The organism is Achromobacter sp. 46006 (genome assembly GCF_059761975.1).
Genome location: NZ_JCBANN010000034.1, coordinates 36362 through 56896, shown reverse-complemented (window position 1 = coordinate 56896; position 20535 = coordinate 36362). Strand labels below are relative to the sequence as shown.

Genomic DNA, 20535 nt, shown 5'->3' with positions numbered 1-20535 from the left:
CCGCAATGTCCGCGCCGCCTTTTCACGCCCTTATTCAATGCGTCTCTTCGATATTGAGGATGCGGCCCAGACCCAGGAAATAGTTGGCGAAGGCCAGCAGGCTTGCCGTCGTGGCGATGTAGACCACCGACAGCGCCGCCAGGGTCGGATCGGCGAACTCGCGCACATAGTTGTACATGGACACCGGCAGTGTCTGGGTCGCCTGGGTGGTCACGAACAGCGAAGCGGTGAATTCGCTGAAGGACATGATGGCGGCGAACAGCCAGCCGCCGAACAGGCCGGGCGCCAGCAGGGGCACCGTCACGGTGAACAGCACCTTCAAGGGCGAGGCCCCGAGGCTGGCGGCGGCCTGTTCCAGGCGCTCGTCGATGTTCTCCATGGAAACATAGACGCTGCGCATGACGAACGGCAGCACCAGCATGACATGGCACAGGATCACCAGGCCGTAGCCGCGGTCCATGTCCAGTTGCGCCACCAGTATCAACAGGCCCAGTCCCAGCGTGAAGTGCGGAATCACCAGCGGCGAGAGCAGGATCGCCTGTAGCAGGTCCTTGCCGGGGAATCCCATGCGCTTGACGGCGATCGCCAGCGCGGTGCCGATGAACAGCGCCAGGAACGAGGTCCAGGCCATGACCACCAGGCTGGCGCGAAAGCCCTGCTGGAAGTCGGGATACGTGAATACCCGCGCGAACCAGCGCAGCGACCAGCTCTGCGGCGGAAAGGTGAGCAGGGCCTTGTCGTTGAACGCGGCCAGCGTGACCACGAACACCGGCAGCAGGACAAAGGCCAGGATCAGCGTGATGAGCAGCGGCGCGCCCAGGCGCAGCGGCAGGGACGGTTTGTGGGCCATGTCAGTGGGCTCCCCATGCCTTGAGGCGCTTGGTGGCGCGGCCCAGCAGCATCAGCGACATGACCGTCAGGGCCAGGCCGGAAACGCTCAAGCTGGCGGCCAGCGGGAAATTCATCGATGAGAATCCGAGCTGGTAGACCAGCGTGGAAACGGTGGGAACGCGGCCGCCGCCGATCATCTGCGGGGTGGCGAAAGCGCTGAAGGTCCAGGCGAAGGCGGTGGTGATGCTGGCGATGATGCCGGGCATCGACAGCGGCAGCGTGACCGTCACGAAGGTGCGGACCGGCCCTGCGCCCAGGCTCTGCGCCGCCTTTTCATAGTCGCGGTCGATGTGCGAAATGGCCGTGGCCAGCATCAGGACCACCACCGGTATCGTGACATGGACCAGCGCGATCAGCACGCCCAGGTGCGTGAACATGAGGTTCAGCGGCAGGTCGATCAGGCCCAGCTTGCGCAGCACGGTATTGATGAAGCCGTTGCTGCCCAGCACGATGATCCACGAATAGGTGCGCACGATCTCGCCCAGGAACAGCGGCGTGATCGACACGATCAGGATGAAGGACTTCAGCAGGCGGTTGCGCACGCGCACCATGGCATAGGCCAGGGGATAGGCCACCAGCAGCGAGCACACCGTGGTTTCGATACTCAGCAGCAGCGTATTGGCGAAAGCCGTCAGGTAAATGGACTTGCCCAGTCCGGAGAAATTGGCCAGCGTCAGGCCACCGACAGCCATCGAGCCGGGGATGAAGGCGCGCACGCTGAACTGCAGCACCGCGGCCATCGCCACGACGATGCACAGCGCGACGAACCCCGCTGGCGAGATCAGCCATCCCCTCAGGCCGGAACGCGTATTCATAGATCGTCAGATTCCCGTGTGGGTTGATGCGCGCGGCAACGCCGACGTCCCGGCAAGGCAGTTCACCGGGACGCGGGCGCGGCACGCGACGGTACCGCCATCAGTTCATGATGTTTTCGGTGAACCACTTGCGCCAGGTCGCCGTTTTCTCGGCGCGCAGCTTGTCGTCGATGACAATGGCCTGCTTGTCCCACTGCTCCTTGGTGGTGAAGACGCCAGGCAAGGCGGCATCTTCGGCAGAAACCTTGGCATTGGTGATGACGGGGCTGGCCTTCTTGTAGGCCACGATCTTGGACTGCACTTCGGGCGACAGTGCGATGTTCATGAATTTGTAGGCCAGGTCGGCCTTGCTGCTGCCCTTCATGATGCCCATGGTGTCGATGCCCAGCACGGCGCCTTCCTTGGGCATGACGACCTTGATCGGCACGCCCTGGCCCATCATGTAATAGGCATTCATCGACAGCAGGATCTGTACCGGGGTTTCACCGGTGGCGATCAGTTGCTGGCTGTTGGCGTCGTTGGTGTAGAACGCCTTGAAGTTGGGCTTGAGGGCCTTGAGTTTTTCCGTCCCCTTTTCCCATGAGGCGGCGTTGCCGCCGGACAGCAGGGCCGCCACCGTGATGATGTGGCTCGGATCGAAGTCGGGTGCCGACAGCTTGCCCTTGAGCGCGGGGTTCCACAGGTCATTCCAGCTGTCGAACTTGATGTCCTTGGGCACCAGGTCGGGGCGGTAGCCGATCGTGTAGACATAGGCCCAGCTACCGATGTGGTACGGGCTTACCTTGGCGCGGTCCACCAGGTTGGCGTAGTTCGGCAGCTTGGCCGTGTCGAGCTTCTCGAACAGGCCGCCGTCGACATACAGCCAGCCGATGTGCGAAGTGGTGAAGGTGATGTCGCTTTCCGGCGTCTTGGCGAGCTTGGCCTTGTTCAGGCGGTCGATCGTGCCGCCGGTGATGTATTTGACAGGCACGCCGGTCTGGCGCGTGAACTCCTTGCCGATGTTCTCATCGATCAGGTCGCGGAAGCTGCCGCCCCAGGTGCTGACCACGAGCGCATCCTCGGCCCAGGCCACATTGGCCAGCAGCACGGTGGAAAAAAGACCGGCTACGGTTAGTTGTCGAATCATTGCAAACCCCTTGAGTGTTTTGTGTCCGCCGAACGCCGCCGACTTGAGCCCAGATGATGGAAGAGGGGTGGGCGCGGGCCAAGTCGCCTTTTCCTTAGGCCTGGCTCGCAATTCCTGAGGCGCCGCGTTAACCCGGATGGGGCGGCGGTCGCGCCGCCCCGGGTCGGAAATTCCGAGACCGGACCCCGGAAAAAACAAATAGGCGCCCCGCGCCGCCCGGTTCGAAGATGGAGTCCCGGCCGAGCCTGGCGCCGCGACCCGCGCGCCGCTGCCCGCAGGCCTCATTCCCAGAGCGACCATGAAACACAAGCGCATCCGCACCTTCAATACCAAGGCCACCTATCCCGAGCAGAACCTGGACAACGACCTGTGCCAGGCGGTGGTGGCCCGCGGCAGCACGGTATTCCTGCGCGGGCAGATCGGGCAGAACCTGGACACCTCGGAAAGCGTGTGCATCGGCGACGCCGCGGGCCAGGCCGAGCAGGCCATGGCCAACATCGCCATGCTGCTGAAGGAAGCGGGAGGAGAAATCGAGGACATCTGCAAAATCACCATCTACATCATCGACCCGCGCTATCGCGAAGCGGTCTACCGTGTGGTGGGCCGCTGGCTCAAGGGCGTTTTCCCCGTATCGACCGGCATCGTGGTGTCGGCGCTGGCCCGACCCGAGTGGCTGGTGGAGATCGACGCCACCGCCGTCATCCCCGACTGATTTCCCGCCAGCCACAGGTCCGCAACCATGACTTTTTCGATCATTGCCCGCTGCCCCGCGACCGGCCAGTTCGGCGCCGCCGTGTCGTCGTCCTCGCCCGCCGTGGCGGCGCGCTGCATACGCGTGCGCGCCGGCGTCGGCGCGGCGGTCAGCCAGAACATCACCGATCCGGCGCTGGGGCCGCTGGCCCTGGACCTGATGGCCGCCGGGCAGACCCCGGCCCAGGCGCTGGCGCGGCTGCGGGAGCGCCCATTCATTGATTACCGGCAGTTGATGGCGCTCGACGCCACCCATCCGCCCGCCATCTTCACGGGCGCCAGCGCGTTGGGCACGCTGGCTGGCGTCGCCGGCGCGGATGCCGCCTGCGCCGGCAACATGCTGGCTTCGACCGAGGTGCCGGCGGCGATGCTGGCGGCCTTCGAGCGCGCCGAGGGCGCGCTGGCCGAGCGGCTGATGCTGGCGCTGCTGGCCGGACAGGCCGCCGGTGGCGAGGCGGGACCGGTGCACTCGGCCGGCCTGCTGGTGTGCCAGGATCTGGAATGGCCGATGGTCGACCTGCGCCTGGACTGGGTCGAGGACGGGCCGGTGCAAGCGCTGTACGCCGCCTGGAAGCTGTACGAGCCGCAGATCCCCGCCTACCTGACCCGGGCCCGGGATCCGCGCGATGCGCCGAGTTTTGGCGTCCCGGGGGATCTCTGAACCAGGCGGCTGGGCGCGGCTGAGGAAAATCTTGCCGGGCGCCGCGCCAGGAGGGGATACTTTGCGTGCCCCGCCGCGCGCGCGCCAACCTATTGACCCTGTTTCCTCAAGTCGGACCCATGCTCAACCGCATTTCCCTACGGCAGATGGAGTATTTCGTGGCGACCGCCAAGCATGGCAGCATCGCCGCGGCTTCCGCCCAGATCCACATTTCGCCGCCGTCGATCTCGGCGGCCATTGCCCATATCGAGACCGAGCTGGGCGTGCAACTGTTCGTGCGCCATCCGTCCAAGGGGCTGGCGTTGACGCCGCTGGGCACGCAGGTCATGCAGGAATGCGAAGACCTGCTCGAACGCGCCTCGCGGCTCTACGAGATCGCCTCCAATTCCAACGACACCATCCAGGGCGTGCTGCGCGTGGGTTGCTTCCAGCCGCTGGCCGCCATGATCGCGCCCGAGGTCATCTTCGGGTTTTCGCGCGCGTTCGAGAAGGTCGAGCTGCATATGGCCGAAGGCGACCAGCAGGAACTGATCAACCGCCTGCATCTGCTGGAAATCGACCTTGCCATCACCTATGACCTGCAACTGGGCGATGAGATCAGCTTCGAGACGCTGGCGCACATGCCGCCGCACGTGCTGGTGAGCGAGTTGCATCCGCTGGCGCAGCAGGTCGCCGTCACGCTGGACGAACTGGCGCAATTGCCGATGGTGCTGCTGGACCTGCCCATGAGCCGCGAGTATTTCCTGTCGCTGTTCGCCAAGGCCGGCCTGGAGCCGAACATCGTGGCGCGCTCGCGCTCGGAAGACGTGGTCCGCTCGATGGTGGCCAATGGCATCGGCTACGCGCTGTTCAACGTGCGCCCCAGGTCGACCCAGTCGCTGGACGGCAAGCGGCTGGTGCGCCTGCGCCTGGCGGGCGAGCACCGGCCGATGCTGCTGGGCCTGGCCACCTACCGGCCGATGAAGCCGTCGCGGCTGGCGCAGGCATTCATGCAGCGTTGCCGCGCCTACATCTCCGACCAGTACATCCCGGGCATGAGCGCCGCCAGTTTCTTCGATCCCTACATGTCAGGCCCCGCCGCGGGCGCCGACGCCGCTTCCACCTGAGTCCGCCATGAGCCGTCCCCTGCCGCCAACCAGCCTGGCGCTGCTGCGCGAACTGATCGCGTTTCCGTCCGTCACCCTCACCTCCAATGCCGGCCTGATGGATCGTGTGCAGGAAGTGCTGGCGCATGCCGGCATCGCCTCGAGGCGGGTGCCGGACCCGAACGATGCAACGCGCTGCAATCTGTTCGCCAGCGTCGGTCCCAGCGAGATGGCTGGCATCCTGCTGTCCGGCCATACCGACGTGGTGCCGGTCGACGGCCAGCCCTGGAGCACGCCGCCGTTCGAGGCCACCGAGCGCGATGGCCGTCTCTATGGGCGGGGCGCGGCCGACATGAAAGGCTTCGTGGCCTGCGCGGTCATGGCCATGGTGCGGGCCGCGCAGCGGCCGCTGAAACGGCCGCTGCTGCTGGCTCTGTCTTTCGACGAGGAAATCGGCTGTGTCGGCGTGCGGCACCTGCTGCGCGAACTGGAGGGCATGGAGCCGCAGCCGCTGCTGTGCGTGGTGGGAGAGCCCACCCTGATGCAGATCGGCACCGGCCACAAGGGCAAGGCGGCCTACCGCGCGCGCTGCTGCGGCCAGGCGGGCCATTCGGGGCTGGCGCCGCGTTTTGTCAACGCCATTCATACCGCCGCCGACCTGGTCGGCGCGCTGCGCGACGTGCAGCGCGAACTGGCCGAGCAGGGGCCGCGCGAAGCCGGCTATGCCATTCCCTATTCGACCGTGCACGTGGGCACCGTGCGGGGCGGCACCGCGTTGAACATCGTGCCGGCCGACTGCGAAGTGGATTTCGAGATCCGCAACGTGGCGCAGGACCAGCCGGACCGGATTCTCGCCCGCGTGCTGGAACGCACCCAGGACCGCATGCGCGAGGCCCAGGCGCTGCCCGCGGCGGCGCCGCCCGAGATCGTTGCCGGCAATGCCTACCCCGGCCTGTCGGTGCCCGAGCAAGCGCCCGCGGTGCGCTTGCTGGCATCGATGCTGCCCGCGGGCACGTCCTGCACCAAGGTCGCCTTCGGCACCGAGGGCGGGCTGTTCGGGCAACTATGGGCGCGGACGTCGGTGCTGGTGTGCGGGCCCGGCAGCATCGAAGTCGCCCACAAAGCCGACGAGTATGTCGAGATCGCGCAGATCGAAGCCTGCGACGCCATGCTGGCGCGGCTGACGGACTATCTCTGCGACTGAGGCGCGCGCCAAAAGAAAAACCCCCGGGGCGAAGGTCCGGGGGTTTTTCGGGGTACTGCGTGCCCCGGCCGAAGCCGGGGCGGCCGTGCAGGGGAAGCGGGACTTAGAAGTCCATGCCGCCCATGCCGCCCATGCCGCCGGGCATGGCCGGGGCAGCGGGCTTCTCTTCGGCCAGTTCGACCACGGCAGCTTCGGCGGTCAGCAGCAGGCTGGCGACCGAGGCGGCGTTCTGCAGGGCGGTGCGGGTCACCTTGGTGGGGTCCAGCACGCCTTGCTCGACCAGGTCGGTGTACTCGCCGGTCGCGGCGTTGTAGCCGTAGTTGCCCTTGCCTTGCAGCACGGTGTTGACCACCACGCTGGCTTCTTCGCCGGCGTTGGTGACGATAGTGCGCAGCGGCTCTTCGACGGCACGCAGGATCAGCTTGATGCCGGCGTTCTGGTCAGGCGTGTCGCCCTTCAGGTCGGTGATGGCTTGCTTGGCGCGCAGCAGGGCCACGCCGCCGCCGGCCACAACGCCTTCTTCCACCGCAGCGCGCGTGGCGTGCAGGGCGTCTTCGACGCGAGCCTTCTTTTCCTTCATTTCGACTTCGGTGGCAGCGCCAACGCGAATCACGGCAACGCCGCCGGCCAGCTTGGCCACGCGTTCCTGCAGCTTTTCACGGTCGTAGTCGGACGTGGCTTCTTCGATCTGGATGCGGATCTGCTTGACGCGCGCTTCGATCGACTTGCTGTCGCCAGCGCCGTCGATGATCGTGGTGTTTTCCTTGCCCACTTCGATGCGCTTGGCCTGGCCCAGCTCGGCCAGGGTGGCCTTTTCCAGCGACATGCCGGTTTCTTCGGAGATCACCGTGCCGCCCGTCAGGATGGCGATGTCTTCCAGCATGGCCTTGCGGCGGTCGCCGAAGCCAGGCGCCTTGACGGCGGTGGTCTTCAGGATGCCACGGATGTTGTTGACCACCAGGGTCGCCAGGGCTTCGCCCTCGACGTCTTCGGCGATGATCAGCAGCGGACGGCTCGACTTGGCGACTTGTTCCAGCACCGGCAGCAGGTCACGGATGTTGCTGATCTTCTTGTCGAAGATCAGGACGAACGGGTCTTCCAGCGCGGCGACTTGCTTTTCCGGGCTGTTGATGAAGTAGGGCGACAGGTAGCCGCGGTCGAATTGCATGCCTTCGACGACGTCCAGCTCGTTTTCCAGCGACTTGCCGTCTTCGACGGTGATGACGCCTTCCTTGCCGACCTTGTCCATCGCGTCAGCGATGATCTGGCCGATCGAGGAGTCGCTGTTGGCCGAGATCGAGCCGACCTGGGCGATTTCCTTGCTGGTCGTGACCGGCTTGGACTGCTTCTTCAGTTCGGCGACGGCGGCGGCGACAGCCTTGTCGATGCCGCGCTTCAGGTCGATCGGGTTGAAACCGGCGGCAACGTACTTCAGGCCTTCCTGAACGATGGCCTGGGCCAGCACGGTGGCGGTGGTGGTGCCGTCACCGGCGTTGTCGGAGGTCTTGGAGGCGACGTCCTTGACCAGTTGGGCGCCGATGTTCTCGAACTTGTCCTTCAGTTCGATTTCCTTGGCGACGGAGACACCGTCCTTGGTCACGGTCGGGGCGCCGAACGAGCGCTCCAGCACGACGTTGCGACCCTTGGGGCCCAGGGTGGTCTTGACGGCGTTGGCGAGGACATTCACGCCACGGACGATGCGCACGCGGGCGTCGTCACCGAACAGTACTTGCTTGGCAGCCATTTGTTAGCTTCCTTCGAAAATTCGTTTGAGGCAGGGTTTACTGGACCACGGCGAGGATTTCGTCCTCGCGGATGACGAGCAGCTCTTCGCCGTCAACCTTGACGGCCTGGCCGGCGTACTTGCCGAACAGAACCTTGTCGCCAGCCTTCAGGTCGACCGGCAGGATCTTGCCGTCTTCGGTCTTCTTGCCGGGGCCGACGGCCACGACTTCACCCTGGTCGGGCTTTTCAGCGGCGCTGTCGGGGATGACGATGCCCGACGCAGTCTTGCGCTCGTTTTCGAGGCGTTTGACGATCACGCGATCGCCCAGGGGACGCAAGGCCATGAGGAACTCCTGTTACTTAAGAAGAAAGTGAATGATCGGTTGGGCCCGGGAGGATTGTTAGCACTCACCGGAGTCGAGTGCTAATTATAGGGATGATGTGGCGGGGTTCAAGGGGGGGGCAGGGGGCTGTTACATATAGCGGGGAGGAAATCCCGGAATCAATCGCGAGGGTTGTTGCGCCCCTAATAAATTCATCCAAGCTGAATTTCGGTTCATAAGCGTTCATTCAATCAGGCGCGCGCTGGCTACGACGGCAGACCGCTTCCGCCCCATATCGCCCACGGCCGCGGCTTGCAAAAATCCGCGGGTTTGATGGAAAATTGATAGTAATTCTCATTACTGAATTTTCAATCCGGAGCGCCTGGTGTCCACCATTCCTCCCGCTGCAGCGTCAGCGATGCATACGCTTTACAGCGACAACCACGGGTGGCTGTTGGGGTGGTTGCGCCGTCGTGTGGGCGATCCGTTCGATGCGGCGGATCTAATGCAGGACACCTTCGTCAGGGTGTTGAAGGCGCATACCGGTCGATGCGGCGCGGCCAGCGCCGACCCCGTCGCCCAGATCCGGGAGCCGCGCGCCTATCTGGCGACCATCGCCAAAAGCCTGATGATCGATTTTTTCCGGCGCCAAACGCTGGAGCGAACCTATCTCGAGGTCTTGGCCGCACTCCCGCCGCAGGAGGTGCCTTCGCTCGAAGCGCAGGCCGTGTTGCGTAGCGCCCTGATCGAGATCGACGCCATGCTCGACGGACTCGGATTGAAGGTCAAGCAGGCCTTCTTGATGGCGCAGTGCGAAGACCTGCCCTATGCCGAGATTGCCCGGCGTCTGGGGGTATCGCGTCGTAGCGTGGATAACTATCTGGCGCGCGCCATGGCGCATTGCTGCCTGCTGCTGCCGTGAGCGGCACGCCAACGCCAGCGGACACAACGCCGAGCGCGCGGGAACTGCGCGCCGTCAACGAGGCCGCCGCCTGGTATGCGCGGCTGAGTTCGGAAGCCGCCACTCCCAACGATCGCCAAGCATGGAGCCACTGGCTCGCCAGCGACGCCGCCCACCGCGCCGCATGGGGCAAGGTCGAGCAGGTCTGTCGCCAGATGGGCCGCCTGCCAGGCAGCATCGCCCGTCCCACACTGGCCCCGGCCAAGGCGGCGCGCCGCACCGTGCTGCGTAACATCGGCCTCGGGGCGGGCGCCGGCGCCGCCTCCTGGCTGGGTTGGCGCACCCTGCCGTGGGAAGGCTGGACTGCCGATTACCGCAGCGCCGTCGGCGAACGGCGCGACATCCGGCTTGCAGACGGCTCGTCCATGCTGATGGACACGGATACCTCCGTCGACGTCTCGTTCGACGCCCAGGCCCGTATCCTGGATCTGCGATCGGGCGCGATTCTGGTCTCCACGCATCCCGACCCCGCCGCCACCCCGCGCCCCTTCCTCGTGCGCACGCGCCAGGGCACGGCCACCGCGCTGGGCACGCGTTACACGGTCAGGACCGAAGATGGCTGGACCCGCGTAGCCGTCCTGGAAAAGTCCGTCCGCATTGCGCCCGCACAAGGGCAAGGCGCCGTCGTCCTGCATGCTGGCCAGCAGGCGCGGTTCAGCCGCGACACCATCGAAGCCCCCCAACCAAACGACATCACCACCGCGTCATGGACTAGCGGCAACCTCGTCGTGCTGGACATGCCGCTGGGCCAACTGGCGGCCGAGCTGGGCAGATACCTGCGCGGCGGCCTGGGGTGCGACGCCGACATTGCCCAACTGCTGGTGTCTGGCTCTTTCCCGCTGGACAACGCCGATCAGGCCCTGGCCGCGTTGACGCAGGGCTTTCCAGTCAAGACCGCGCGCGTGCTGGGCTATTGGACCCGGCTTGTCGCGCGTTGATGCGTGCGGATGCCGAGCCCCGAACCGCGCAGAAATTATTTTCGAAGAATTTGCGTCTTCGGGCCGTCTCGTTCGTCCTCTCAGGCAGAAACCCTTATTTCACGTCTTCCTGAGAGACTTCATGTCGTACAACCCGTCTGTTCACGCTGTTTCCGTCCGCGGCATGCGCCTGCGCGCCTTGCCGTCCCGCCTGGCGCTGTCGTTCATGGCGTCGGCCCTGCTTGCCTCGCCGATGCTGCGCGCGCAAGGCGCCGTCATGGCCTCCGAGTCCACCGCCCGCCGCTACGACATTCCTGGCGGGCCGCTGGCCCAGGTGATCAGCCAGTATGCGAGCGCAGCCGGCGTGGCCATTTCGTTCGACGCGGCGCTAACGCGCGGCCTGACCTCTGCTGGCGTGCGTGGCGCGTATTTGGTGGATGCGGGCTTCGCGGTCGCCCTGGCGGGTAGTGGACTACAGGCCGTCCGCGGCGCGCAGGGCGCTTATACGCTGCAGGCCTTGCCCGCGGCGGGGTCCGTGGTCACCCTGCCCAGCATCGCCGTGACCGCCTCCACCGAGCGGCCTGCCGACGACGGCTTCGTGGCGCTGCGTTCGTCGGGCGGCACCAAGACCAATACGCCCCTGATCGAGATTCCGCAGGCTATCAGCGTCGTCAGTCGCGAAGAAATGGATCAGCGGGGAGTACAGAACTTCAATACTGCCGTGGCGTACACACCCGGCATTCGCGCCATCGACTACCCGGGTGGGCAAGGCGCGCCCGACATCTACCTTCGGGGGTTCCGCGCTTTCAACCTGTTCTCGACGTTCCGGGACGGCCTGCGCGCGGGGTTCAACCAGTACGACATCGATATCGAGACCTATGGGCTGGAACGCATCGACGTCATCAAGGGGCCATCCTCCGTGCTGTATGGGCAAATCGCCCCGGGCGGGCTGGTCGACATGACCACCAAGCGCCCGACCGAAACGCCGCTGCATGAAATCGAGTTGCAGGGCGGTAATTTTGACCGCCGCCAGGCCGCGTTCGATTTTGCGGGCCCGATGGACCAGGAGGGCAAGTGGCTTTACCGCATCACCGGCGTGACGCGCAACAGTGGCACCCAGGTTGACCATTCGCCCGACGACCGGCTCTATCTGGCGCCGTCGCTGACATGGCGTCCCACTGACCGGACCAGCGTCACCGTCTACGCCAGCTACCAGAAATCCAAGCGCGGCGGTTCGGAACAGAGCCTCCCGCTGAGCGGCACCGTCAATGACAATCCGGCGGGCCGCTTCCCGTCGAACGTCTTCCTGGGGCAACCCGACCTGACGCATTACACGGTTGAAAATACTTCGGTCGGCTATGAAATCGAAACTGCCGCCACGGAAAACTGGACCGTGCGTCAGAAGGCGAGGTACACGCATGCCGACGTGGATTACGTGTCCAGCGGTGCGCGCAACAGCGCGCAACTGACCGATGGGCGCTACTACACGTTCGGCATGCAGGACCGCCCGAAAAGCACCGACACCTTCCTCGTCGACACCAATGTCGAAGGCCGCATGTCGACGGGCGCCGTGCAGCACACCGTTCTGGCCGGCCTGGACTATGGGTACTATTCCGGCCGCGAGTCCCGCACCGGGGGCACCAACGGCACTGTGGATATCTTCAATCCCGTCTACACCAACACCACCACGTGGAACAGCTTCAAATCGGTGGACGGCAAGAGCCAGGTCTATCAGACCGGGTTGTATGCGCAGGACCAACTGCGCTATGGACGCTGGATCCTGACGCTGGGCGGCCGCTACGACTGGGCCACCAACAAGGAATCCGACTATCTGTCCGATGCTTCCAGCAAGGTCAATTCTGAGGCCTTCACCGGCCGCGGCGGACTGACCTATCTTTTCGACAACGGCATCGCGCCGTACGTCAGCTACTCCACGTCGTTCCAGCCCGCCTCGGGCACGCTGGCGCCGGCACGGGGCGGTGGCAATTTCGATCCGACCAAGGGCAAGCAGTACGAAGTCGGCATCAAGTACCAGCCCCCGGGTTCCGACAGCATGATCACCGCGTCCCTGTTCCAGTTGACTCAGCAAAACGTCACCACCGCGGACCCTGTGTACTCCGGCTATTCGGTGCAGGACGGCGAGGTGCGCTCGCGCGGGCTGGAGTTGGAAGCCAAGACCTCGCTGGCTGCTGGCCTGAACGTGGCGGCGTCGTACACCTACCTGGATGCCGAGATCACCAAGGACAACGCCAATCTTGTCACCGGCGTTAGCAAGAAGGGCCTGCGCCCAGCGTCGGTGCCGCGGCACATGGCGGGTCTGTTCGTCGACTACACCGTGCGCACCGGGCCTCTCTCCGGCCTGGGCCTGGGCACAGGGGTGCGCTATGTTGGGTCGTCCTACAACGCGGCCAATACGGTCAAGATTGGCGGGTATACGCTGGTCGATGCGGTGGTGCGGTATGACCTGGGCCAGTTGAGCCCAGATCTGAAGGGCTTGCGCGCTTCGATCAGTGCGACCAACCTCTTTGACAAGCGCTATTTCACACCGGGTTTCTACGATCAGTCCGTGTTTTACGGCAACCGGCGCGCCGTGGTGGGGACACTCAGCTATAGCTGGTGACGTCATCGAACCGCGTGCAGCAGGCGAGGAGTTGGGCCGTTCGATGATCCAGGTCGTTCGTGTAGCCGAATGGGCGTTCCTGGCCGCGAGCGGACTAATGATGGTGACGATGGGCGCAATGCCGATTTGTCGTTCTAACGGGCTCTATGAATGGCCGCTGTTCCGCCTTGGCGCGAGTCCAAACAGTTTGCGCAGACTGCCGGCGGATCAGGCCTGGACGACGTCGCCGCTGGGTATCATGATGTCGCGGGAGGGGGGCGTGAATCCCCCGAGCCCTGCGTCTGCAGATATCCTGTGAACCGTCGCTGGCAGCGCCTGAACTTCGGCGCCGCATGCATGATCCTCTATTCCTGAACCATGACTCCACGCCAGCTTCGTTATTTTCTAGAGATATCCCGCAGCGGTAGTCTGTCGCTGGCCTCCAGCTCGCTGCGTATCGCCCAGCCCGCGCTCAGCCAGCACGTGGCGGTGTTGGAGGGCGAGTTGGGCGTAGCCTTGTTCGAGCGGCATGCCAAAGGCGTCACGCTGACAGCGGAAGGAAAGCGCCTGCAGCAACGCGCGGCCTCTATATTGGACCAGCTCGAGTCGTTGAAAACCGACGTGGTGGGTCCAGCGGGAAAGCCGCGGGGACCGGTGCGCGTATGCCTGGCGCGCTCGTTGGCGCAGGTGGTGGCCGCGCCGTTGATACGGCAAGTGGAACAGGAGTATCCCGAGGTGCGCCTGTTGTTGTCATCGGCGCTCTCCAGCCAGGTGCGCGCGGCCCTGGAGACCAGACAACTGGATTTGGCGCTTATGCCTAATGCGTTTGAATTGCCCGGCTTGTACTGCAATCCGGTGTACGAGGAAGGATTTTCGTTGTTTGGCCTGGAATCGATGTTCGACCGGCCTGGCAAGACGATCGCGTTTTCTGCAATCGGGTCTCGACCCCTGGTCGCGCCGGACCGAGACCACGATCTGCGCCGGCTGGTCGAGCGCACGGCGGTGGACTTGGGTTGCCCGTTGAACGTGAAATATGAAATTAACGATCCCGCATTGAACTTTGCCTTGGTGCGCGATGGCGTCGCGTTTGCAATCCTGCCCGATAGCGTCGGACTGGAGTTGGGAGCCGGCGCCGAAGCGGTAGGCGAGCGGCAGTTGCTGCGTCCATCGCTCAAGCGTATGCAGTCGATCGTGCGGGCTGCGGAAGACACGCCTGGCAGCGCGGTCCTGGCTGTTGAAGAGGCGCTGATGGCAGTACTGCGTACCCTAGTCGATAGCAAAGTCTTGCGTGGATCGTTGATATACAAAAAAACTTATGCGAAACACAGATAAATAATATTTGTCTTTAGGCTGCGCCCGATCGTACGCTACCTCCAAAATGGCGGCATAAAACGCCAATATGGAGACAAGCATGCAAGTTCCACGCAGAAAATTTCTGGGTGCCCTGGGCGCCGCCGCCGTTTGCTGTAGCACGGCTCCTGCCAGGTGGGCACGAGCCAATCCCCCTTTGCGCATGCTGGTCGGTTTCGCTCCAGGCGGCGCGGCCGACCTCGTGGCGCGCGCGCTGGCGGAGGGCATGCGGGCATCGGGGTACGTCACCATCGTAGAGAACAAGGCGGGCGCGGGTGGGCGCATTGCGGTGGATACGCTCTTGGCGGGAGGCAGTGACAGTAATTCGGTGCTGTTCACGCCCTCTACCAATCTGACGCTGTTTCCTCATCTGTACAAGGACCTGCGCTATACCACGTCGGATTTCACGCCGCTGGGCACGGCCAGCCAGTTCAATTTTGGGTTGGCGGTGGGAGCCAACAGTCCGGCCAGGACACTGCAGGAGTTCCTGCAACTGGCGCAAAAGGACATGCGCATGGCCGCCTTTGGCACCCCCGGCGCGGGCACGGTCATGAATTACCTGGGCATCATGCTGGGCAACGTTAGCAAGGTCGCATTGACGCCCATTCCGTACAAGGGAGGCGCGCCGGCACTGGCTGACACGGTGGGAGGCACGTTGCCCGCGCTGATCACGACGCTCCCCAACCTGATTCCGATGCACAAGTCCGGCAAGATCCGCATCCTGGCCACGACGGGGACGTCGCCGTCGGCCGAGCTGCCTGACGTACCCACGTTTGCTGCCGCGGGCTATTCAGCGCTGACGGTCGCCGAGTACTTCGCCTTGCTGGGCCACAAAAGCATGCCAGCCGACCAGGCTAATGCACTGGCTGGCGCCGTGGCAAAAGCCGTGCGCTCGCCGGAGTTTGAAAAGGTCATGCGGCAGCAGTTCTTCGAAACCAGAGTCACCGAGCCCGCCGCCTTGAAGCAACAGCTCGAGCGTGAATATGCGTTTTGGGACGGGGTCGTAAAAGAGAGCGGATATCGCCCCGAGACTTGATGTGGTGCGCGCGCCATTGGCTAAATTCAGGAAGCAGAAATGAAAGGCAAGAACATCGTCGTCATCATGTCCGATGAACACAATCCCCAATTCATGGGCTGTTCCGGGCACCCGTTCATCAAGACGCCCAATTTGGATGCGCTGGCAGCGCGCGGCGCACGGTTCCCGAACGCATACACGCCCAGTCCGATCTGCGTGCCGGCGCGGGCGGCATTTGCCACCGGCCATCGCGTGCACCAGACCCGGCACTGGGACAATGCCATGCCGTACCTGGGCGATCCGCAAGGGTGGGGACATGTGCTTCAGGAGCATGGCATCAATGTGGAAAGCATAGGCAAGCTGCACTATCGCAATGAGGAGGATCCAGTCGGTTTCGATGCCGAACATATCCCCATGCATGTGGTTGGGGGGCATGGCATGGTGTGGGCCTCCATCCGCGATCCTTATCTGCCCGTTGCCGGCCGCAAGCGGATGATGGGTGATCGCATCGGCATGGGCGAATCGCCTTATACGTCCTATGACCGCTCGGTGACCGCGCGCACGCTGCAATGGCTGCGAGCGGCGGCCGAGCGTGGCCAGTCGTTTGCGTTGTACGTCGGGCTCGTCGCGCCGCATTTCCCGCTGATTGCGCCGCAGGAGTTCTTTAGCCTGTACGAGCCGAGACAGATTCCCCAGGCCAAGCTGCACCCGAAAGATGGCTACGAACGCCATCCCTGGGTGCAGGCTTATGCAGAATTCGAGCGCACCGAAGAAACGTTCCAGGGCGATGAGGAACGCGTCAACGCCTTCCTGGCGTATTACGGGCTGTGCAGCTTCCTGGACAGCAACGTGGGCCGTATCGTGGACGAGCTCGCTACATTGGGCCTGGCCGACTCCACCCACGTCGTCTATACGTCCGATCACGGGGATAACGTCGGAGCGCGAGGTTTGTGGGGAAAGTCCACGCTATATCAGGAAAGCGTCGGAATCCCCATGATATTGGCCGGCCCGGACGTGGCGCCCACTGTCTGCGAGACGCCGGTGGACTTGCTGGATCTTTACCCGACGCTGTTGCAGGCAGTCGGCGTGGATCCTGCTCCGCATCAGGGAGCGCGTCCAGGAAAATCGCTTTTCGATATCGCGCGACAGCCGACCGATACGACACGTGCGATTCTGAGCGAATACCATGCTGCTGGTAGCAATACGGCGGGCTTTATGCTTCGCAAAGGGCCGTGGAAGTATCACCACTATGTGCGCTTCCAGCCCGAACTGTTCAACCTGGATTCGGATCCCGGCGAATTGCACGACTTGGCAGGCGACCCCGCTCATGCTGGCGTGCTGGCCGACATGAAGGCTTCTTTGTATGCCATCTGCAACCCGGAAGACGTCGACAGGCAGGCCAAGTCGGACCAGGCAGCGTTGATCGAACGCGTGGGGGGGGCCGAAAGCGCGTCGACGATGGGGGCTAGCGGGGCGACGCCCGCGCCCACCGTGGAGAAGACCGCATGAATGTGGATGAACGATATCTCAAAGATTGGAGCGGTCTGACGCGCGGCGTGCCCAGCGCGGTACATCGGCCTACGACCACGGAGGAGGTGGCGGCGCTTGTTCGCGAGGCCGACCTGCATGGCCGCAAGATCACGATTCAGGGCGGCCTGACGGGGCTGGCCGGCGGCGCGGTGCCGGGCGATGGCGATGTGGTGATCAACATGGAACGCATGAATCGCATTGAATCCATCGACGAGGTTGAAGGGATCATGCAGGTGCAGGCCGGCGCCACCTTGCAAGCCGTGCAAGAAGCCGCGGCCGAGGCCGGTTGGTTTTTTCCGGTGGACTTGGGCGCGCGCGGCACATGCCAGGTCGGCGGCAATGCGGCCACTAACGCCGGCGGCACGCAGGTGGTGCGTTACGGCACGATGCGCGATTCGGTGCTGGGACTGGAAGCGGTCCTGCCCGATGGATCTGTCGTGACGTCACTGACGCGCCTGGTGAAAAACAGCTCCGGCCTGGACCTGCGGTATTTGTTCATCGGGTCTGAAGGAACTCTCGGCGTGATCACCCGACTGACCCTGCGCTTGCAGCCTGATCCGGGCGCGCCGGCTACGGCGCTGGTGCAAGTGCCAGACACACAGTCCATGACCTTGTTGCTGCGCCATCTGAAAAAGACCTTGGGCCCGCAGCTGACCGCCTATGAATTTATGTCCGCGCAATTTCTGCAGAGGGCGGCGGACCTGACGGGCGTGCCTTTGCCTCTGTCCGGTGATGCGCCCTGGAGCGTGCTGATACAGGCGAGCGGTGTCGCTGGCGCGGATCCTCAGGTGGCGCTGGAAAGCGCGCTGGAACAGGCGTTGGAGGCGGGCACAATCAGTGATTGCGCGATAGCTTCCAGCTTGTCGGATGCGCACAAATTCTGGCGCTTGCGGGAGTGCATTCCCGAACTCCTGACGGCACTCAAGCCCACGGTGAATTTTGACTGCGGCTTGCCTTGGGCCGAGATGGCGCGGTACGTGGCTGAGGTCGAGACGGCGCTGAAAAAGCGGTATCCGGACGCGACCCATCTGTTCCTCGGCCACTTGGGAGATAACAATATCCACATCCTGACCGGCCCGCACGCTCAAGACGAATGGCAGAACGTGGAAGAACTCGTCTACAACGCGCTGCGGGGCCGGCACGGTACTGTCAGCGCTGAGCATGGCATCGGCTTTCTGAAAAAGCCGTTTCTGGCGTATACCCGTAGCGAAGGTGAAGTTGCGCTGCTCAAACGTCTGAAACGCGCGCTTGATCCCAACGATACGCTGAACCCGGGCCGTATTTTCGATTGACGACATGCGGGCGGCGAGGCCGAGCCCGCAAGCATTGCGCTCATCTTCGCCGATAGATTGAAACGGACGCAGGGAGGTTGACGGCTTGGTGTTCCGTCATGACTTCGAAGAGGTACCGCCCAGGGTGGAGGATGAGATCTCCGAAGCCGGCATCGAGTTGCTCGTTCGCAGGGCGCCGCTTTGGCCCTGGATCGTCGAGAATGCGGGCCGCTGCCGCGCAGCGAGGCGGGACTTCGACAGGCAACGCTGTGAACGCGAATCCTGGCCGGCGGTGTGAGTGGCCCATCAATTTGATTCCACGATTCTTGCAAGCGTCGCGCATGTGGTGCCTATGTTGCCGCGGTGCAGGTTCGTCACGCTGAGCAGCAGGCCACGTTGCGCATGGGGGCGACTGATATGCCAGGCAGAGAGCGCCGAAGGCGCAAGGCCATGTGCGCGGGCGATACGCACCACGGCAATGTCGTCGCAGGCCTGTCGCAGCGGCGCGATTACGCCCAGGCCAGCGGCCAGCGCGCCTGGCAGAAACCTGCTCACATGCATTAGCGCGAGGTTGCGGCGCTCGGTATAGAGCGCCTTCATCTGCCGCAGGTGCCGCAGGAAGTGCCCATTGGATAGAAACTCCGTGACAGCCAACTGGGTAGTCCGGTTCGGTGCCGGCGCCAACACAGCGGCAACCTCGATCAGGCGCTCGGCCAGCGAACGCGGGGCGACGACGAAGCCCAGGCCAAGCGCCGGGCTGAGCGTTTTGCTGAACGACCCGATGTGGACCACGCGCTCGGCGCCTGCGCCTGACGCAAGGGCCGGTGCGGCGCGGCCATCGAGCTGAAGTTCGCCAAGATAGTCGTCTTCGATGATCCAGGCGCCGCTTGACGCGGCCCAGGTGAGCAAGGCGTGTCTTCGCGCTCGCGACAGCGTCACGCCCAGCGGTGCGTGTTGGCCCGGTGTGACCAACGCCAGTATGGCGTCGGGCGCGCGGGCGATGCCATCTTCCACGCGCAGCCCCTGCGCATCAACGGGCACGGGTTCGATCGCGGCGCCGATCAGTTCGAGCCCGCGTCTTCCAAGCGGATAACCTGGCTCCTCGATCCACGCCTTGCGCCCGTAAGCGCGCAGCGCCGTCAGGACAAGCAGCAAGCCCTGCCGGTATCCGCTGGTGATGATGATTTGGTCGGGATGGCATTGCATCTGCCGGCTAATCGCAAGGTGGCTCGCGATCCGGGCCCGCAGCGCAGGTTCGCCCCGCGGGTCAGCGTAGGCGGTGCAAGTGATGGCGTCGTCGCGTGCGGCACGCGTGCACATGCGGGCCCAGAGCTTGGCCGGAAACGCGTCGTGAGCGGGTACGCCCATTTGGAACGGCAGCGGTGCGCTCGAGAATGGGCGTGTGAATGCCGCCAAGGGCCTGTCGATTGGCTCCTCGTCGACCGTTTCACCCGCGGCTGACCTGGCGCATACGCGTGTGCCTGCGGGGCCGGCGCCGAATACCAGGTTTTCGGCGATCAGCCGATCGTAAGCCACGCGGATGGTGCCGCGCGCGACGCCCAGCTGCGCCGCGAGGTCCCGACCGGAAGGCAAACGCTGCCCCGGCGCAAGCCGGCCGTCGAGGATTGCGCGTCGCAGGCTCGCATGGATCTGGTCGCCAATTGGCGCGACGGCGGCGCGGTCCACCTGGATGGACAGCCCTTTTGGCGTATTGCGGTTAGTCATCTTGGGTCAGTCGTTTCGGCGTATTTTGGGCCTGTTTCTCCAATGCCGGCTGGAGTAATGTCCGGTTATGACATGGATCGCGCTCGAAGTCGATAGCCGGCCGCGACGCGACGCATCATCAACGACAGGAAAGGACTGTGATGACCCGTTTGAATTGGCAAGAGATCGCACCTGAAGGCGCGAAGGCACTGTTCGGTATCCACCACTACGTCACGAAGAAGACGAACCTGCCGGAGGAGCTCGTGCATCTTGTGTTCCTCCGCGTGTCGCAAATAAACGGCTGCGCGCACTGCATCGACATGCACAGTCGCGATCTCCGGAAAACCATGTCGATCGACAAGATCACGTTGGTACCGGTATGGGACGAGGTGGGCGACCTGTTTTCTGAGCAGGAGCGCGCGGCGCTGGCCTGGGCTGAGGAGGTGACCCGTGTGAGCGAAACGCATGCCTCTGATGAGGCGTATGCCGCCGCCTCGGCGCACTTCACGCCCAAGGATCTGGTTGACCTTACGATCACGATCGCGGCGATGAATGCATTCAATCGACTGGGTGCGCCGTTTCGGCTTCCTGTCGCCGCCCGGTTGTGA

18 protein-coding genes are annotated in these 20535 nt (G+C 64.1%); 12 read left to right on the top strand and 6 right to left on the bottom strand.

Annotated elements, in window-relative coordinates; translation table 11 throughout:
• Nucleotides 1-34 precede the first annotated feature (34 nt).
• From AC6LKG_RS16930 to AC6LKG_RS16920, 3 genes are all read right to left on the bottom strand, one after another.
• A complete protein-coding gene (locus AC6LKG_RS16930) occupies nucleotides 35-850 on the bottom strand; it encodes an ABC transporter permease (RefSeq protein WP_498166101.1) in 816 nt (271 codons plus the stop codon).
• Nucleotide 851: 1 nt separating this feature from the next.
• Nucleotides 852-1706 (bottom strand): ABC transporter permease, encoded by an 855-nt coding sequence (locus AC6LKG_RS16925; RefSeq protein WP_498166100.1) that lies wholly within the window; start codon nucleotides 1704-1706, stop codon nucleotides 852-854.
• 100 nt (nucleotides 1707-1806) lie between these two features.
• A complete protein-coding gene (locus tag AC6LKG_RS16920; protein WP_498166098.1) occupies nucleotides 1807-2832 on the bottom strand; it encodes an ABC transporter substrate-binding protein in 1026 nt (341 codons plus the stop codon).
• A gap of 298 nt (nucleotides 2833-3130) precedes the next feature.
• On the opposite strand from AC6LKG_RS16920, the gene AC6LKG_RS16915 reads away from it, so the two are divergent.
• The 4 genes from AC6LKG_RS16915 to argE all read left to right on the top strand — a co-directional run bounded on the left by AC6LKG_RS16915 (nucleotide 3131) and on the right by argE (nucleotide 6532).
• On the top strand, nucleotides 3131-3544 hold the full coding sequence (locus AC6LKG_RS16915) for a RidA family protein (RefSeq protein WP_498166096.1): 414 nt from the start codon (nucleotides 3131-3133) through the stop codon (nucleotides 3542-3544).
• A 27-nt stretch (nucleotides 3545-3571) separates the two neighbouring features.
• Complete coding sequence (locus AC6LKG_RS16910; protein ID WP_498166094.1) at nucleotides 3572-4243, top strand: DUF1028 domain-containing protein; 672 nt, start codon at nucleotides 3572-3574, stop codon at nucleotides 4241-4243.
• Between the two features lie 119 nt (nucleotides 4244-4362).
• Entirely contained in the window at nucleotides 4363-5349 is a 987-nt protein-coding gene (locus AC6LKG_RS16905) for a LysR substrate-binding domain-containing protein (protein ID WP_498166093.1), read from the top strand.
• 7 nt (nucleotides 5350-5356) lie between these two features.
• Nucleotides 5357-6532 carry an acetylornithine deacetylase gene (gene argE, locus AC6LKG_RS16900; RefSeq protein WP_498166091.1) on the top strand — a complete coding sequence of 392 codons (1176 nt, stop codon included), beginning with the start codon at nucleotides 5357-5359 and terminating at the stop codon, nucleotides 6530-6532.
• A gap of 103 nt (nucleotides 6533-6635) precedes the next feature.
• Here the strand turns inward: argE and groL are convergent, their stop codons facing one another.
• Nucleotides 6636-8276: a chaperonin GroEL gene (groL, locus tag AC6LKG_RS16895; protein WP_498166089.1), complete on the bottom strand. Its 1641-nt coding sequence runs from the start codon at nucleotides 8274-8276 to the stop codon at nucleotides 6636-6638.
• Nucleotides 8277-8313: 37 nt separating this feature from the next.
• Nucleotides 8314-8601, bottom strand: a complete 288-nt coding sequence (gene groES / locus AC6LKG_RS16890) for a co-chaperone GroES (protein WP_006385977.1) — start codon at nucleotides 8599-8601, stop codon at nucleotides 8314-8316.
• 397 nt (nucleotides 8602-8998) lie between these two features.
• Between groES and AC6LKG_RS16885 the strand changes: the two genes are divergently transcribed.
• The 7 genes from AC6LKG_RS16885 to AC6LKG_RS16855 all read left to right on the top strand — a co-directional run bounded on the left by AC6LKG_RS16885 (nucleotide 8999) and on the right by AC6LKG_RS16855 (nucleotide 18244).
• The gene (locus tag AC6LKG_RS16885; protein ID WP_498166105.1) at nucleotides 8999-9502 is read left to right on the top strand and encodes a sigma-70 family RNA polymerase sigma factor; all 504 of its coding nucleotides are present in this window, start codon (nucleotides 8999-9001) and stop codon (nucleotides 9500-9502) included.
• Nucleotides 9499-10479, top strand: a complete 981-nt coding sequence (locus AC6LKG_RS16880; protein WP_498166087.1) for a FecR domain-containing protein — start codon at nucleotides 9499-9501, stop codon at nucleotides 10477-10479. Before AC6LKG_RS16885 ends, AC6LKG_RS16880 begins: the two co-directional genes overlap by 4 nt.
• A gap of 121 nt (nucleotides 10480-10600) precedes the next feature.
• Nucleotides 10601-13078 (top strand): TonB-dependent siderophore receptor, encoded by a 2478-nt coding sequence (locus tag AC6LKG_RS16875; RefSeq protein WP_498166085.1) that lies wholly within the window; start codon nucleotides 10601-10603, stop codon nucleotides 13076-13078.
• Between the two features lie 357 nt (nucleotides 13079-13435).
• The gene (locus AC6LKG_RS16870) at nucleotides 13436-14389 is read left to right on the top strand and encodes a LysR substrate-binding domain-containing protein (protein WP_498166083.1); all 954 of its coding nucleotides are present in this window, start codon (nucleotides 13436-13438) and stop codon (nucleotides 14387-14389) included.
• 181 nt (nucleotides 14390-14570) lie between these two features.
• Nucleotides 14571-15443, top strand: coding sequence for a tripartite tricarboxylate transporter substrate-binding protein (locus tag AC6LKG_RS16865; RefSeq protein ID WP_498166103.1), 873 nt, complete (start codon nucleotides 14571-14573; stop codon nucleotides 15441-15443).
• A 39-nt stretch (nucleotides 15444-15482) separates the two neighbouring features.
• Complete coding sequence (locus AC6LKG_RS16860; RefSeq protein ID WP_498166082.1) at nucleotides 15483-16931, top strand: sulfatase family protein; 1449 nt, start codon at nucleotides 15483-15485, stop codon at nucleotides 16929-16931.
• Complete coding sequence (locus AC6LKG_RS16855) at nucleotides 16928-18244, top strand: FAD-binding oxidoreductase (protein WP_498166081.1); 1317 nt, start codon at nucleotides 16928-16930, stop codon at nucleotides 18242-18244. Before AC6LKG_RS16860 ends, AC6LKG_RS16855 begins: the two co-directional genes overlap by 4 nt.
• Before the next feature lie 285 nt (nucleotides 18245-18529).
• On the opposite strand, the gene pdxR is transcribed toward AC6LKG_RS16855, so the two are convergent.
• Nucleotides 18530-19948 (bottom strand): MocR-like pyridoxine biosynthesis transcription factor PdxR, encoded by a 1419-nt coding sequence (gene pdxR, locus AC6LKG_RS16850; protein WP_498166080.1) that lies wholly within the window; start codon nucleotides 19946-19948, stop codon nucleotides 18530-18532.
• Nucleotides 19949-20088: 140 nt separating this feature from the next.
• Here pdxR and AC6LKG_RS16845 point away from each other — a divergent pair, with 140 nt between their 5' ends.
• A complete protein-coding gene (locus AC6LKG_RS16845) occupies nucleotides 20089-20535 on the top strand; it encodes a carboxymuconolactone decarboxylase family protein (RefSeq protein ID WP_498166079.1) in 447 nt (148 codons plus the stop codon).